The following is a 14,805-nucleotide window of genomic DNA, read 5'->3' on the forward strand; positions in this document are numbered from 1 at the left end:
GTGCGCACCCGGTATAAGGTGGTGCCGGGCATGGTCAGCGTACGGGATTACAACTACCGTACCGCCGGGACACCGATGGACGCGACGGTGAGCGTGCGCAGTGACGCGATGACCACCGGAGAGCACTACCGCTACGCAGAGCCTTACCGGGAGGCGGGCGACGATGCTGACCCGGAGCCGGAGACCGAATCCGGCGCCTTTTATGCCCGCATTCACCATGAGCGGGAGCTGAACGCCTCGGCGCGTGTTCATCTGGAGAGTAACGCCGCCGGCCTGCTGCCGGGCCAGGTGCTGGAGCCGCAGGGCGAGGTGATTCGTGCGCTGCAGGAGGGCGTGGTCATCACGGAGGTGAAGTACCATGCCGCCCGCGACACCCGCCTGCACGTCTCCGTTGACGGGATGCCGTACACGGAACGTTACTGCTTCCGCCCGGCAGAAACCGAACGCCCGGAGGTACACGGCACGTTGCCTGCCCGCATCGAGAGCCGGGAGATAAATGACATCTGCGCGCACCTGGATGAACAGGGGCGCTACCGCGTCAGACTGGATTTCGACCGGGACGAGGCAGAGCAGGGATTCGCCTATCTGTGGCTGCGGATGGCGAAGCCGTACAGCGGTGGGACGTACGGCTGGCACATGCCACTGACCGACGGCACCGAAGTGGCCATCGCGTACAGCAACGGCGACATCGACCTGCCGTATATCTCCCACGCCCTGCACGATTCTGAACACCCGGACCACGTCACCCGCGACAACCACACCCGCAACGAGCTGCGCACGCCCGCGAACAATAAGCTGAGGATGGAAGACCGGCGCGGCGAGGAGCATATCAAACTTGCCACGGAGTACGGCAAAACCCAGCTGAACACCGGGCATCTGGTGGATGCGCAGGCGAAACCCCGTGGCAAGGGGTTTGAACTCAGAACCGATGAGTACGGCGTGATTCGCGTCGCAAAAGGGCTGTTTATCACCGCGGACGGGCAGCAGAAGGCGGCGGGTGAAGTGCTGGAGATGGAGACCGCCCTGAAGGAAATCGACGTCTGCCTGCAGCAGCTCCGGCAACTGGAGAAGGCGGCGGAGCAGGCGCAGGCGCTGAAGGCGGACATTGACAGCCAGATACGGATGTTTGAAAAGCGCCTGAAGCCGCTGAACGAAACCCTGCTGTTCTCCGCCCCGGAAGGGGTAGCCGTAACCAGCGGTGAGCATATGCAGATGACCGCCGCGAAGAACGTCGCCATCAACGCCGGAGGTGATATCAGCACCGGCGTCACGGGCAACATGACGGCGCTGGCGGGAGAAAAGCTCGGGCTGTTCGCCAGAACGGGCCAGCTGAGCCTGAAGGCCAGCGAAGGCGAGGTGGAGGTACAGGCGCAGAACGGGAAGATGGCGCTGTTTGCAGAGAAGAAGCTGACGATGAGCTCGGCGAGTGACATCTCGTTTGCCGGAAAAAAACGCATCACGCTGACTGGCGGCGGGAGCTACCTGCGGCTGGAGGCGGGGAAAATCGAGTACGGCACCCTGGGGACGTACCTGCGGCGGACGAAGCGGACGATGGCGGCGGGTGCGGCCTCAGTACCGGTTAAATCCATGACAGGGGGCGGTATATGCCTCAGTTGCCTGATGAAGGCGGTAATGAATGGTGACACCTTTGTCATAAGGGGCGAGTCATGAACAGCATCAGCTTCAGTCTCACCGCGCAGCATCTGATCCACTCAACAAAAGTGACATTACTTGCCTTGGTGGACGGCCTGCAATATGAGCGGTATTTCGGTGAGGAACTGTCAGTTCAACAACCTGCCGCCATCCCCCTGTTCGATACCTGTCCGGATTCGCGTATTGCTTTTGCGGGACCGTGGATCATTGAGATGAACAGCGTAATGGATTTCAGAGAAAAGCTGTGCGGGCTGGAAGCCGCGCTGCCGTCAGTTTCCTGGATGGTATCTTCTTCCACGCTTACCGAGCTGGTTGCGCATTTCAGAAAATATATGAACGTCGAGCTGCCGGACGGCCGGGCAGCGTTGCTGCGTTTTCAGGATCCACGCGTTCAGGTGCGTCTTGGCGCAACGCTGGACGATCTGCAACACCGTGACCTGACCGGTTTACTGCAGGAGTGGCTGACTACGGTGGACGGAAAAGTCTGGTCATTCAGGCAAAGGGGGTTCATATGCTGAAGCTGTCTGAAGAGCAGTGTGCAGGTGTGCACAAAATGGAAGATGAAGATTTTGTTCGCGATACTGCGCAAAGACTGAAAAGGAAATTTCCGGGGATTAACGAACCGGATGACACGTTCCATGTTCGCCTGAGAAATGCACTGGATTATGCCAATACCCTGCCGCTGAAAGAAAAGAATGTGAAGCGAGATTTTTTGTTCCTGGAAGCGTTCTGGCCAGGTTTTTATCTGAAGCCCGAAGTGGATAAATGGCTGAGAACCCCAAACGGCTATTCAGTGGAACAGCGGGTTGAAGATTATATGCATGTGATGATTAACAGGGAAAGGAGGGGGCTCTGATGGTGATGATCCCACCGGTAGTGATCGGAGGAACGGGCGGTGCGGCTGCCGGAAGTGTCGGTATGGCAGGAAGTACAGGCGGCGCGTCAACATTTCCCGGCGCAGGAAGCCATGGAGGCTGGGAAGATGAGGATATGTCTTATCCTGGTTCAGGAAGTGCGCAGTCCCGGAGCCAGGGAGGATTTGATTACCAGGGAAAAACCTATGATCCGATACTGAATGATCCGATGGCCGTCAGCGCGGAGACGCACGGTGATTTCTGGGAGGACGACATGGACTACTCAGAAACGGTAAGTTATGAGGGCGTCGAGACCAGAGCCGGCGCACAGGCGAAGACGGATGAAAATACCTGTGAAAACTGCCCGCCGGAAGGGAAAGTGATGCCGATGGTGAGGCGCTGTTCGCGATGGAGTATGGTTACAATCAGCTACCAGACAAGAATATGTGGCACGTTTTATAATCCGGAAACCAAGCACATACAGGAATTTAAATACTGCGGCGTATCATTTGACGGCTGGAAAGATAAGCTGTGTCAGTTCTGGGAGGCGAAGGCGCGGTATGATCAGTTTTTCAGAGCTGATGGATCGAAAAAACCTTGGTGGACAGGTAACCAAAGCGCAATCAATCAGGCATCCCGTCATCAAGCGGTTGCAACCGTGAATCAGCCGTTAAAAATTGTCTGGATATTTATGCAACCTGTAAGTCATGAATATTTCAGAAAGATCTTCATTGATTACAAAGATATTATTACGAGGTGGCAACCATGAGTGAACTTTTTAATGTTTCAATAAATATACATTCTTTGAAAGAAAGTAATATTGAAATAAGAGACTGTTTTAATGAGTTATATAGGAGTGCCAAACTTGTTAAAAAACTTACTCGACGTGAACATACTTGGTACTTAACTGGTTATTCAAAAAAAGAAGCTTTCAAATATGCAGTGTTTAATGGCGATGAACCGAGCCAGAATGCAATAGATATTTTTGAGCGGCATTATAAAAAAAATAGCCCATTAATTAATGAGTCTATATGGAATGGTCAAGCTGACGGGATTGCTTGCTCAATATCACATTTCATGAAGTTTATAGACAATCCTAAAAAATCAAATATTATTATAGATATAGATCAGCAGGTTTCTCATACATCTGATATGATTGATTCATTGTCATTATTAGCCAAAGGAGAGAGCAGAAGGTGGATAAAAGTTGATTCGAAAGGTTATTGGCGAAAAGATCGCAATGTTTTCCCTGATCGGGTATATGTAGGATGGATGCTATATATTCCTCATTTGGTCTTGCCTGAGTTAATTCCAGAGGCGGCAAAAATTGTGCCAGTTATAGAAAATGAGCATCAAAAAGGAACAATAATTGTTTCAACGGAAGAAATATTTGATGGGAATAATAAAGAACACATTGGCAAAGCCAACGACATTGAAATAAGACTCTTGGATCTTGGACTTCTACCGTTGATGACAGAACTTTGATTTTATTATCCTGTAGATATTCGATGGGAGTAATAAAGAACATATCGGCAAAGCTAACGATATAGAAATAAAACTTCTGGATCTAGGTCTGTTGCCATTAATGACAGAACTTTAATTTTATCCACCACGTGAAATGATTATGTCATGAAGAGACGGAACGGAATTTATTCAGCGCATACTGTCAGAGACCGGGATTTTCTGGCGCACGGAAATGGACGAGCCGTCCGGGCTGTATGACGGAGCACAGGAGTCGGTGTGGGACGTGCGCACCCGGTATAAGGTGGTGCCGGGCATGGTCAGCGTACGGGATTACAACTACCGTACCGCCGGGACACCGATGGACGCGACGGTGAGCGTGCGCAGTGACGCGATGACCACCGGAGAGCGTTTGAAAAGCGCCTGAAGCCGCTGAACGAAACCCTGCTGTTCTCCGCGCCGGAAGGAATGGCATTCACCAGCGGTGAGCATATGCAGATGACCGCCGCGAAGAATGTTGCCATTAACGCCGGAGGTGATATCAGCACCGGCGTCACGGGCAACATGACGGCGCTGGCGGGAGAAAAGCTCGGGCTGTTCGCCAGAACGGGCCAGCTGAGCCTGAAAGCCAGCGAAGGCCCGGTGGAGATGCAGGCGCAGAACGGGAAAATGGCGCTGTTTGCAGAGAAGACGCTGACGATGAGCTCGGCGAGTGACATCTCGTTTGCCGGAAAAAAACGCATCACGCTGATTGGCGGCGGGAGCTACCTGCGGCTGGAGGCGGGGAAGATTGAGTACGGCACCCTGGGGACGTACCTGCGGCGGATGAAAAGGACGATGGCAGCGGGTAGTATTTCACTGGAACAAGACCAGACTAAATTGCCCGCACCATTACTGGATTTGTCATGTGGACCAAACGTCGCCTGTTTCAGGATTTCAGATGCATTAACAGGGGCTGAAGATATGGAATTTGCTTATCAGGTTAAAACACCCACAGGGATGTTGCAGGGAAGAACTGATTCAGCCCTGACGCACATAGTGAATTCGGACACTCAAGAAAACGTGGTCCTGGACTATGTTTTCCAGATTAGAGCGGGGACAAGGTAATGGCTGTTTCATCGACAACCACGACAAAAGAACGGGAACAGCAGGAAAAGAAAGTCAGTGTGGAGTTCTTCCATATTGATATGATCCCTGATGCGATGAGAAATATGGGGTGGGAGATGGCTCCTAAGTTAATGGAGCATTGGTTTAGTATTTCTCCTGCGTACTCGTTTGATAAAGAGTCCAAAACTGCACTACTAAAATGCGATGCACGAAATATTCCTCATTAAAAGATCAGTGACAATATCGTAAAGATGGCATGGGCAAATCAGTACCCCCAAGTTAGAGATGGTATCGAGAAGTTAAAGGCTACATGGAACACCCAAAATGCCAGGAAGGAATTAAGAAAACACATTGCCAATATGAATATTTCAGAAGGAGAAAGTGCTGCAATTGGCTTTTCAGATGATGTTAAAGAGCTTGATGCAATAGCTCAGGTCAATTACTTGATAATTGGAAATAAGCTTGACACAATTAACGATTGGTATGGCGCGATAGGTAATGGTAATCTGAAGGTATGTGTTCGAGGGTACATGAGCCTGCTTGAAGGTAAGTACCGCGTGGCAATTAAATCTTTAGGTTTTTATATTAAAGATACATATGATTTCCTGGATGATGATAAATTCGGGATCGACCTGCCTGAGTCGCTTGGAGTTTGGGGGAAAGAAAGGATCTTAAATAAAGCAGAAACAATTTCGTATATGTCATCATATGGTGCTGGTACATTTGGTCTTTTAGTTAAAATGTTTTCTGGTTTTGTCCCTGTGTTTAACTCTGATTTCAGGAAATGGCAAAGAAAACACAATGCTGGCGGTGACTATATAGTGTTTTCAGACATAATGTAAGTTCCCCCTTTAGAAAAAGATTACTTGGTGACAATATGATAAAGAATAAGTATCTAAAAATATCTTTATGGATTCTGATTCTGATCTTGTGGATGATTCTATCGCCTACAGCTTTCTTTGGGCGTTTTAATCAGGCAAGCGAGCAAATAAGTGCGGATGGTGAATATAAGGTTGTGGCTCATTATGTTTTGCCTACAACGCCTATATCATTGTTTCAATGGATGTTTAATGGTGATGTTTTTTTGGTACTATATGATAATCATAATAACTATTTAGGACAAAGTTCACCTTTTGGATTTACGAATCAATCCAATATTTTTAGTAACGATATGTTTTTCCCTGATGAAGTTGATGGTAACGAAAAGTCATTTTCTATTAATGGTGTTAATGAATTCACTGAAGGTTATACAATACCGATAGAACACAAAAAATGGTGGAGTGTATTTTATTCTATTTTTTATTAAAAAATTCGATGATATGACCAAATATCTCCCATGCCCTGCACGATGCTGAACATGCCGAGATTGTCAACCGTGACAACCTCAGGCAGAACATCCTGCGAACCGCGGCATAAAACGAACTGCGGATGGAAGACCGGTGCGGGGAAGAGCATATCGCCCTGACCACGCCTTACGGGGCGGTACAGCTTAATCAGGGGCATATCACCGCTGACGGGCAAAATGACGGCGCTGGCCGGAGAAAAGCTCGGGCTGTTTGCGAGAACGGGGCAACTGAGCCTGAAGGCCAGCGAAGGCTCGGTGGAGATGCAGGCGCAGAACGGGAACATGAGGCTGTTTGCGGAGAAGAAACTGACCCTGACCTCGGAAAGTGACATCTCATTTGCCGGGAAGATGCGCATCACGCTGATTGGCGGCGGCAACTAATAACTTACCAGTCGTAATAAAAACAATGCCACTACTAGAGGATTTGATAAAAGATGGTTTATATGATGAGCAATTTCGTGTGATAGATGACGAAGTTAAACCAATAGTGAACACACCATATTTTATTCGTAATGAGAGCGGCGAAACATTTAAAGGTTTTACAGATTCTCAAGGGTTATGTAAACGAGTGGTTACTTAAGAAGAACTGGAATAATATTAAAACAAAAAATGTATAGAAGAAGCGAATAATTGAACTTGGTTGTGACATTTAGCCATTCAGTACAATAGGTATGACAAATTATGTGAAAATTATGGATTCAACTTCTCAGGTGAATTATCAGCCTATTGGTAATAAAACAGACACAGTAAATGACTGGTATGGTGCTGTGGGGAATGCTAATTTAAAGGTCTGTATAAGAGGGAATGTCATAAAAACCAATGAGAAGTTATTGGTAAATGTTGATGCTTTAGGGTTTTATCTTAAGGATACTTATGATTTTCTTGATGATAATAAATTTGGTATTGATATACCTGAGTGTTTGGGGGGGGAGAGCAGGATACTTGATAAGATTGAAACTGCTTCCTATATGACATCGTATACATCAGGCGTATTTGGTGTTTTAGCACGGCAATATTCTGGTTTCGTACCTATATTTAATTCTGATTTCAGAAAGTGGCAAAAAATCATGGAAAGGGTGGGGGTTATATTGTTTTTTTAGATATATTATGGATCTCCCCGTTGGATAAAGATAGGCTTCTGAAAATAAAGAAAGCACAATAAAGCATGTGATTTGTGCTTCGCTACAGGACTTAACGGATTATCATGAATTATAAATATCTATCTCTATATGAAACGCTTACTGGTAATTTTACAGGAGATCTTCCCGTGGTTCAGGTAAGTGAAGAAGACCAGGTCATTTTATCTGTACTGGACAATATTCAGCGTATCCTCAATTCAAGAGCCGAAGCCATTTCACATTTGCCTGACTACGGTTTGCCTGATATGACAAAAATCCTTCAGGGCATGCCCGGAACCGCACATCAACTAACAGCGACTTTATCGAATGTCTTATTAAAATACGAACCCCGGTTGCAGTCGATGAGTGTGACTTTACTGGAGCAGCATGTTCCTGGTGAACTGAGATACACCATAGATGCGGAACTGAAAGGTGTCGGACTGGTTCGCTATGGTACCGAGTTTATGCCAGAGGGCAAGGTTCTGCTCCGTCATCTGAAGCAGCAAAACTATCTTGATAAACGTTCCTGTTTTTGAATTTCTGTGACCTGGCAAGGACAGTATGATGAATCCGGTAAACACCCACCAACTCAAAACCGGCGGCGACCCGCGTACGCTTGCGGATTACGCCGCCCTGCGTGACGAAATGAACAAACTGACCCATCCGGCGCGACCGGACATCAACTGGCCGCAGGCGGAAAAGCTCTGTCTGTCGCTGTTTGAGCACAATGGGGTGGAACTGCAGACTGCGGCCTGGTATACGCTCGTCCGAACGCATCTGGCCGGTCTGTACGGCATGAACGAAGGACTGGCAATACTGGACGCGCTCCTCTCCCGCCAGTGGGGCAATATCTGGCCGCAGCTTGTACATGCGCGTATGGAAATTCTCAGCGCGCTAAGCAGACGGTTACAACAGATGATGCGCACCCTCACGCTGACCTGTACCGACCTCAGCCAGTTGTACCAGACAGAAGAGCACCTGAACGCACTGGGCGACATATTGCAGCGTCTTGAACTGAGGCATGCCAGCCAGCTTGATGCCCTGCGTACCCTGGTCCATAACGCGGCGGTACGGCTGGAAAACAGCGACGGCAGGCAGGAGGCGGGCGGTGCTGTTCTCCCGGCCAGCTTTACGACCCCGGCAGAACACGTCAGGTGGGTCTATGTTGCGCAGCCGGAGCCGCTGCCGGACAGGCAGGTGATGACCGCGCCGCCTCCGGTGAAGCCCTGGAAGCCATTTGTCGCCGGAATGGCGACCATGCTGGTGATTGCCAGCTCGGTGGCATGGGGATGGCAGACGATGCATACACCAGATCCGGCTCAAACACAGCTCGATGCCACTCTGGCGCCTTTACCTGACGAATTATCCAAAGCGCAGTTGCAGGCGCTGCGACAAGCGTCACTATCACCCGTGGCAGGGCTTAGCAAGACGCAAAATCGGCTCGCACAGCTTAGGGAACTGAAACCTGACTGGGCATGGCGCTACGGCGATAGCCTGGTGCAGCAGGCGCTGATCCTTTGGCCGCAAGAGGCGAAACCGCTGGCGCAACAGTGGCAGCAGCAGGTTAACGTTGCAGCACTTCCGCAACCATATCTGACTGGCTGGCATCAGGGAATGATCCAATTGCAACAACTGGCGAACCGGCTTAACGCACTTGATGAACAGCGGGGTAAGTACATGACGGTCAGCGAGCTGAAATCAGCGGTATTTACCATGATGCAGGCATTTAACAGTGCCGTGCCTGCAGAGGAACAACTGCGACAGCTGGCAGATCTTCCTGAAAACCAGCCGTGGCCTGCCGCGCAGCAGAGCCAGACAGAACAGCATCTGCAGCAGTTGATTGCCCGTTATGCCCTGATGAAACAAAAAACGGCGGAATAGCTACAAAGGGTTCCCTCGTTTTAGAAGGCGAGGAAGTATCCGGGAAGATAAAAATGGCCGGTCAGCGCAGGGGGCGCAGATCCTGGTTTAACCGTGTGAAAATGAACAGAGGCAACAACGTGTCAGCCAGAGAACGTTTCTTTAAAAAAGTGCAACAGAGTAGCAAGAACATAACGTCAGGTAACACCTCAGTTGAGGCTGAAATCGTTGAATTCTGCGAGCGGTTAGAGGGGTTGGTGCAGCAAATCATTGAGTGGTTTGCGGGCACCAGCATTGAAGTCACGTTATCACGTCAGTATCTTCACGATCTGAGCACATTAGGTTATAGCCTGAGCAGCGGAATTTGCCGCTATGAGATAGCGACTATCCTTCTGCAGAATGGCGAGCGTAGTGTCAGTATCGTGCCAGAACAGCTCTTCCGTGCAGGAGAAACGGGTTGTGTAAGAATGCGTGTTGAAGCTCCGGTCTTTCGTGAGGTGTTTTATCTGAGTATGGCGCCGGAAGCGGGCTGGTTTATCCGGCGCGAGTTTCAGAGCATTAAAGAGCGTGCTCTTATGACGGAAGAACGCTTTTTTGTTGCGGTCGATCGTCTGGCTTGAAGAGCGTATGTAAAGAGCAGGTTGCCTTGCTGGCCTATTCCAACAACTTCGCAAATTTCGCCAGCCACTGCGGATGCGCAGGCCAGGCCGGCGCGGTGACCAGGTTACCATCAACGTGAGCCTGATCGATACCGATATCGGCATACTCGCCGCCGCTGAGTCGCACTTCAGGCGCACAGGCCGGGTAGGCGCTACAGGTTCGTCCTTTTAAGATCCCGGCGGCGGCCAGCAACTGTGAGCCATGGCACACGGCCGCAATCGGTTTGTGCGCAGCATCAAATGCCTGCACCAGCTTCAGTATGTCATCATTTAACCGCAGGTATTCAGGCGCTCTGCCGCCAGGGATCAGCAGGGCGTCATAGTCCTGCTCGTTAACGGCGGAAAAATCGGCATTGAGGATAAAACGGTGACCCGGTTTTTCGCTATAGGTCTGAGCACCGTCGAAATCATGGATAGAGGTCATGACATAGTCACCCTTCGCTTTATCCGGGCAGACGGCGTCAACCTGATGACCAATCATCTGTAAGGCCTGAAAAGGGACCATGGTTTCGTAATCTTCGGCGTAATCGCCCACCAGCATCAGGATTTTCTTGCTCATCATTTTCTCACTTTTATGGATAACGACGTTTTAGATATAGCCTGGTGTAGCGCAAATGTCGGAAATAAAAAAGCCCGTCAGAGCACGGGCAAAATAAGCAAGTGATTTAGCAATTCGTTACCAACATAATGGAGGATAACGGCGCATATCTTACGCGCCTGTTGAGTTGGCCGATACCTGATAATTTCGGTAGGTGAAACAACGGATTAAACGTGCGTTACAGCGCGTCGAAAGTGGGGTAAATGCTGTTTTCAATATATTCCGCCACTAACCAGATCTCGCCACTGAAGATAAACCAGAATCCGAAAATAATAAGCATTAAAATAATTATGGCGAGGATTATTTCTGTTCTTCCCATTGCAGACGATACCCACCCATAGTCTTTTTCATCAAGATGGGCATTGTAGCGGGGCTTTATCCGATACACCAGTTTCATGCCGCCAGGACTTTATTACGGCCATCATTCTTGGCGCGATAAAGCGCGTCATCTACCCGTTTAAAGAGATCGTCGATACTCTCATCCTGGTTGTGCCGCGCCACGCCAATGCTGACCGTAAATCGCGGCAGGCCGGGGATCGAGATGCGGGCAACCGCTGCCCGGATCGTTTCGGCGATTTGTAATGCAGTATCGAGAGAGGTACGTGGCAGCAGAATGACAAACTCCTCGCCTCCCCAGCGGAACACGAAATCCTCTTTCCGGCTACAGGCCTCCAGGGTACGTGAAAGTGCGATGAGCACTTCATCCCCCTTCAGATGACCAAAAACGTCGTTGATATTCTTAAAGTTATCGGTATCCACCAGTAGTAAACTGAATTGCTGCTGTAGAGGCAGGTGCGTGAGATTCATTTGCTCAGCGATAATATAGAACTGTCGCCGGTTGAGCAGGCCCGTCATGGCATCCTGTAACGCGGCATGCTCCAGCTCAAGCTCCAGCCTTTTTTGCTCGGTGATGTCATGGATAATGCACAACATCAGTTTATCCCCGTAGATCTCAATTGGTCCGGCATAGGTCTGAACATGGCGGGTTGTTCCATCGGCAAGGCGGTGCACAAAGTTGAGTGGCTTATGCCCACCCGGCAGAGCGGCGATTTCGCTCATCACTGGAATCACATCGCGCCCCAGAGTATTGATCTCCCAGGTATGCTTGCTGCACATCTCCTCGTGCGAGTAGCCATAAAAATTAAGCGCGGCGAGATTGGCATCAACAATTTGGCCGTCGCGAGCAGGGTCGATCAGTAACATCGGGGCGCTGTTTGTCAGAAAAAAGCGAGCATAGAATCCTTGCTTTTTTCGCTGGTAAGTAGCGGAGCGGCTCGCTTTAAGCCCGGTCGGTGCCGGATGTGAAATCCCTTCAAAAACGATAATGTCGCCGTACGGCGCATGGTGGGTCAGCGAAAGACGACAGCTCAACGCGGTTTCATGCCCGTCGCGCCAGACAGTCCAGATCTCGACAATTTCCTGGTCCGTTTTCAACTCAGGGATATACATCGACAGCACGTCTTGCGCATTGGCTGAGAAAGCGCCTTTTCGCAGATCATCCAGCGTTTTATCCCCCATCACCTGAACCGCGGCCGTATTCGCAAAAATAATATGGCCAGAAACGGGGGAGATCAGCCACACGGGAGTTTTAATGACATTCAGCGCATCAAAATAATTTTGCGACATAAGGAATTCCTGTACATCGGCACAATATGCCTGACGATCACGACGGAATCGACTCGCGTGGACTCCTCTGAACCATACTCCAGTTAACCCTGTGTAGCATGATTTTTTTGTGAAACAAAAGCGGATTCCGAATGAATTTTACCAATTGGTATAATCTGTTTCTGTGAATTAATCTGCAGCAGTAGCCACGGGATCTGTTCGGCAGGCAAAGGTCTGGAGAACAGAAAACCCTGCAAATAATCACACCCGAGCTCTGTTAACACCGCTCGTTGCTCTTCTGTTTCGATCCCTTCGGCAACAACATACATCTCCATGGTCCGGGCAATATTAATAATGGTCTCCACCAGCTTGCGGCTTTTCTCATTTTCCAGCATTGACGTCACAAAGCTTTTGTCGATTTTGAGCTCTTTTGCCGGAAGCACGCTGAGCATAAGCAGATTAGAATAACCGGTGCCAAAATCATCAATAGAGACGGTGATCCCGGCCTGGTTGAATGCACTCAGTAATTCGATACTGCGGTCGAGATTTTTAAGGGCAGTGCTCTCCGTGACCTCAAGGATGAGCCGGGAAGGAGAAAGATTATATTTCTGCAACAGAGACGATATGGTCTGAAAGATATCCGGCTGTTCAAACTGAACAGGGGATAAGTTAAAAGACAACGTCCAGTGGGCAAAACCTTGTTCAGTCCAGAAATGCAGCTGACGGCATGCGGCCTCAATCGCCCAGTTACCCACGGGAATAATTAAACCTGTCTGTTCAAGCGAAGGTAAAAACAGATTCGGCAGCAGCACGCCTTGTTCGGGATGTCGCCAGCGAAGAAGCGCTTCAAAGCCGTGGATAGTTCTCTCTTCAGCGTGCCAGGTGGGTTGATACCACAGCTCAAACTGATCGCGCTCAAGCGCCTGCGTGAGTTCCTGCAAAAAACCGGGGTTAGCCGGGATCGCCGTCGACATCTCTGTCCGGTAGACCGCCCAGTCGTTTTTGCCTTGCTTTTTAACGTACTGCATTGCCGCGTCTGCTTTTAGCTTTAACTCATGCAGCGTTTCGCCATCCTGCGGATAACGACTGACGCCTGCGCTGAGCGTTGTACTCAGCGTATGCCCGCATACGGAAAGCGGGCGGCGCACATCGTCGAGCAGCGTTGAGAGGAGGGACTGGAGTTTGTCGTCATCACATTCTGGAACCAGCAGAATAAAAGCATCGCCCCCCAATCTTGCCAGGGTCATCTCACGGGTAAGCCTCGCCGTGATGCGCTGCGCAATGGTGATTAACAACTCATCCCCGACGTTATGTCCCCAGGTGTCATTAACCTGTTTAAAGTGATCAACGTCGAAGAAGATCACGGCAAATTGTTTATTGCTAAGCAACGCGCTGCGCAGGCAATCCTGCATGCGCAGGTCCATCTGGTGGCGATTAGCAAGGCCGGTAAGGGCATCAAACCGTGCCTGTAGTTCAAGCTGACGATTGAGCGCCTGAAGGTTGTCCGTGAGCCGGTTGGTACGCCAGTGGGAATCAATGAGTGAGATAATCAACATCATGCCGAGCAGGCACAGCGTGGTGACCGACACCCCTATCGATAATCCCAGTTCGCTGATACCGCCGGGTAGGGTATGAGCCATATCACTGAACTGAGCGGCCCGCATGCCAGTGTAGTGCATGGCACAGATGGCAGCGCCCAGAACTAAAGCGGCGAGAATGCGATTGATAAAGATCCCTTTTCGCTGATGCCGCAGGTGAAAGGCCAACCAGAGCGCGGCACCGGAGGCCATTACGGCAATTAATATGGATAAACCGATGATGGGGTGATCCCAGATGATGGGGCTGTCCAGCATCAGTGCGGCCATACCGATATAGTGCATTGATACCACGCCTGCGCTCAGAATTAAGGTAGAGATAAGCAGTCTGAAGGGCGAAAGGCGAGCGCCCGTCACGGCAATATTCATTGCCAGCATAGACGCCACCACCGCGACGCCCATTGAGGCGAGGGTTAACCAGAGGTTGTAGCTCATGATCATGGGCATTTTCATCGCTAACATACCAATGAAATGCATCGACCAGATCCCGACGCCCAGCGTAAGCCCTCCGGCAAAACGCCAGAACAGAGCGGCCTTTCTGCTGGAAAGCGGGATTTTCCCGGCACTCTCCAGGGACACAAACGAGGCGATAAAGGCCACAAGATAAGAGATGGCTATTAACACTGGGTCCCACGATACATTGAGCATTATGCAATCCCACGCCAAAGGGGTTACTGATTTCGCCAACCGGGACAGATCTTTATCTGGCTGCGTGCAGGCGAGTTCAAACAATATTAGTTATAGGGTACGTAAAACGGCCCGCACTATTAAAACGCAAAACTGTAAGCAATATAAAATATATTCTCAGTTCTAACTTGTTAAGCACAGCTAAACAAGGGCAGTTAATTGCAACAAAGTCTCTAAAATAGGGTGGTGATTAACCCATTTAGCCGCAGGTGATGGTATCGCTTAAGTTCGTGTCAGACCAGTATCACAGTATCCATGGCACA

The 14,805-nt window shown here is 49.9% G+C and carries 15 protein-coding genes and 3 pseudogenes; 14 read left to right on the forward strand and 4 right to left on the reverse strand.

Annotated elements, in window-relative coordinates:
- From AK59_RS0112530 to AK59_RS0112600, 14 genes and pseudogenes are all read left to right on the forward strand, one after another.
- Nucleotides 1-1,671, forward strand: a 1,671-nt coding sequence (locus AK59_RS0112530) for a DUF2345 domain-containing protein (protein ID WP_156037803.1), incomplete at its 5' end; no start/stop codon positions are given.
- A complete protein-coding gene (locus AK59_RS01000000123720; protein ID WP_050491985.1) occupies nt 1,668-2,171 on the forward strand; it encodes a DUF4123 domain-containing protein in 504 nt (167 codons plus the stop codon). The genes AK59_RS0112530 and AK59_RS01000000123720, both read left to right, overlap by 4 nt.
- Nucleotides 2,165-2,509 carry a hypothetical protein gene (locus AK59_RS0112540; protein ID WP_029882907.1) on the forward strand — a complete coding sequence of 115 codons (345 nt, stop codon included), beginning with the start codon at nt 2,165-2,167 and terminating at the stop codon, nt 2,507-2,509. Before AK59_RS01000000123720 ends, AK59_RS0112540 begins: the two co-directional genes overlap by 7 nt.
- On the forward strand, nt 2,509-3,276 hold the full coding sequence (locus tag AK59_RS0112545; RefSeq protein ID WP_029882908.1) for a Tox-REase-5 domain-containing protein: 768 nt from the start codon (nt 2,509-2,511) through the stop codon (nt 3,274-3,276). Before AK59_RS0112540 ends, AK59_RS0112545 begins: the two co-directional genes overlap by 1 nt.
- Nucleotides 3,273-3,992: an Imm52 family immunity protein gene (locus AK59_RS1000000125245; RefSeq protein WP_029882909.1), complete on the forward strand. Its 720-nt coding sequence runs from the start codon at nt 3,273-3,275 to the stop codon at nt 3,990-3,992. The genes AK59_RS0112545 and AK59_RS1000000125245 overlap by 4 nt, the downstream gene beginning before the upstream one ends.
- Nucleotides 3,993-4,203: 211 nt before the next feature.
- Nucleotides 4,204-4,395 (forward strand): hypothetical protein, encoded by a 192-nt coding sequence (locus tag AK59_RS0112555; protein ID WP_029882910.1) that lies wholly within the window; start codon nt 4,204-4,206, stop codon nt 4,393-4,395.
- Nucleotides 4,380-5,075, forward strand: a pseudogene (locus AK59_RS1000000124800) (DUF2345 domain-containing protein); the annotation flags it as partial. The gene AK59_RS0112555 and the pseudogene AK59_RS1000000124800, both read left to right, overlap by 16 nt.
- An 80-nt stretch (nt 5,076-5,155) precedes the next feature.
- Nucleotides 5,156-5,917 (forward strand): annotated as a pseudogene (locus AK59_RS01000000123725) (DUF6402 family protein).
- A 35-nt stretch (nt 5,918-5,952) separates the two neighbouring features.
- Nucleotides 5,953-6,381, forward strand: a complete 429-nt coding sequence (locus AK59_RS0112570) for a DUF6201 family protein (RefSeq protein ID WP_029882912.1) — start codon at nt 5,953-5,955, stop codon at nt 6,379-6,381.
- Between the two features lie 17 nt (nt 6,382-6,398).
- Nucleotides 6,399-6,798 (forward strand): annotated as a pseudogene (locus AK59_RS1000000125255) (DUF2345 domain-containing protein); the annotation flags it as partial.
- Nucleotides 6,799-7,112: 314 nt separating this feature from the next.
- Nucleotides 7,113-7,520 carry a DUF6402 family protein gene (locus AK59_RS1000000125260; RefSeq protein ID WP_050491986.1) on the forward strand — a complete coding sequence of 136 codons (408 nt, stop codon included), beginning with the start codon at nt 7,113-7,115 and terminating at the stop codon, nt 7,518-7,520.
- A gap of 104 nt (nt 7,521-7,624) precedes the next feature.
- Nucleotides 7,625-8,074 carry a type VI secretion system baseplate subunit TssE gene (tssE, locus tag AK59_RS0112590; protein WP_029882914.1) on the forward strand — a complete coding sequence of 150 codons (450 nt, stop codon included), beginning with the start codon at nt 7,625-7,627 and terminating at the stop codon, nt 8,072-8,074.
- Nucleotides 8,075-8,102: 28 nt separating this feature from the next.
- A complete protein-coding gene (locus AK59_RS0112595) occupies nt 8,103-9,419 on the forward strand; it encodes a VasL domain-containing protein (protein WP_029882915.1) in 1,317 nt (438 codons plus the stop codon).
- 119 nt (nt 9,420-9,538) lie between these two features.
- The gene (locus AK59_RS0112600; RefSeq protein WP_029882916.1) at nt 9,539-10,018 is read left to right on the forward strand and encodes a hypothetical protein; all 480 of its coding nucleotides are present in this window, start codon (nt 9,539-9,541) and stop codon (nt 10,016-10,018) included.
- Between the two features lie 34 nt (nt 10,019-10,052).
- Here AK59_RS0112600 and AK59_RS0112605 read toward each other — a convergent pair whose 3' ends face one another.
- From AK59_RS0112605 to AK59_RS0112620, 4 genes are all read right to left on the reverse strand, one after another.
- The gene (locus AK59_RS0112605; protein WP_029882917.1) at nt 10,053-10,616 is read right to left on the reverse strand and encodes a DJ-1/PfpI family protein; all 564 of its coding nucleotides are present in this window, start codon (nt 10,614-10,616) and stop codon (nt 10,053-10,055) included.
- Between the two features lie 217 nt (nt 10,617-10,833).
- The gene (locus AK59_RS1000000125480; RefSeq protein WP_081852451.1) at nt 10,834-11,052 is read right to left on the reverse strand and encodes an Ecr family regulatory small membrane protein; all 219 of its coding nucleotides are present in this window, start codon (nt 11,050-11,052) and stop codon (nt 10,834-10,836) included.
- A complete protein-coding gene (locus AK59_RS0112615; protein WP_029882918.1) occupies nt 11,049-12,281 on the reverse strand; it encodes a sensor domain-containing diguanylate cyclase in 1,233 nt (410 codons plus the stop codon). The genes AK59_RS1000000125480 and AK59_RS0112615 overlap by 4 nt, the downstream gene beginning before the upstream one ends.
- A gap of 83 nt (nt 12,282-12,364) precedes the next feature.
- Nucleotides 12,365-14,503 (reverse strand): putative bifunctional diguanylate cyclase/phosphodiesterase, encoded by a 2,139-nt coding sequence (locus tag AK59_RS0112620; protein ID WP_029882919.1) that lies wholly within the window; start codon nt 14,501-14,503, stop codon nt 12,365-12,367.
- Nucleotides 14,504-14,805 lie beyond the last annotated feature (302 nt).

The sequence above is a fragment of the Enterobacter sp. T1-1 genome, assembly GCF_000710795.1.
Taxonomy (GTDB): domain Bacteria; phylum Pseudomonadota; class Gammaproteobacteria; order Enterobacterales; family Enterobacteriaceae; genus Enterobacter; species Enterobacter cloacae.

What these genes read in the sequence shown, in the direction of transcription:
- tssE (WP_029882914.1), top strand. Translation starts at nt 7,625, where the DNA reads ATGAATTATAAATATCTATCTCTATATGAAACGCTTACTGGTAATTTT.
- AK59_RS1000000125260 (WP_050491986.1), top strand. Translation starts at nt 7,113, where the DNA reads ATGGATTCAACTTCTCAGGTGAATTATCAGCCTATTGGTAATAAAACA.
- AK59_RS0112605 (WP_029882917.1), bottom strand. Translation starts at nt 10,616, where the DNA reads ATGAGCAAGAAAATCCTGATGCTGGTGGGCGATTACGCCGAAGATTAC.
- AK59_RS0112595 (WP_029882915.1), top strand. Translation starts at nt 8,103, where the DNA reads ATGAATCCGGTAAACACCCACCAACTCAAAACCGGCGGCGACCCGCGT.
- AK59_RS01000000123720 (WP_050491985.1), top strand. Translation starts at nt 1,668, where the DNA reads ATGAACAGCATCAGCTTCAGTCTCACCGCGCAGCATCTGATCCACTCA.
- AK59_RS0112540 (WP_029882907.1), top strand. Translation starts at nt 2,165, where the DNA reads ATGCTGAAGCTGTCTGAAGAGCAGTGTGCAGGTGTGCACAAAATGGAA.
- AK59_RS1000000125480 (WP_081852451.1), bottom strand. Translation starts at nt 11,052, where the DNA reads ATGAAACTGGTGTATCGGATAAAGCCCCGCTACAATGCCCATCTTGAT.
- AK59_RS1000000125245 (WP_029882909.1), top strand. Translation starts at nt 3,273, where the DNA reads ATGAGTGAACTTTTTAATGTTTCAATAAATATACATTCTTTGAAAGAA.
- AK59_RS0112545 (WP_029882908.1), top strand. Translation starts at nt 2,509, where the DNA reads ATGGTGATGATCCCACCGGTAGTGATCGGAGGAACGGGCGGTGCGGCT.
- AK59_RS0112615 (WP_029882918.1), bottom strand. Translation starts at nt 12,281, where the DNA reads ATGTCGCAAAATTATTTTGATGCGCTGAATGTCATTAAAACTCCCGTG.
- AK59_RS0112620 (WP_029882919.1), bottom strand. Translation starts at nt 14,503, where the DNA reads ATGCTCAATGTATCGTGGGACCCAGTGTTAATAGCCATCTCTTATCTT.
- AK59_RS0112555 (WP_029882910.1), top strand. Translation starts at nt 4,204, where the DNA reads ATGGACGAGCCGTCCGGGCTGTATGACGGAGCACAGGAGTCGGTGTGG.
- AK59_RS0112570 (WP_029882912.1), top strand. Translation starts at nt 5,953, where the DNA reads ATGATAAAGAATAAGTATCTAAAAATATCTTTATGGATTCTGATTCTG.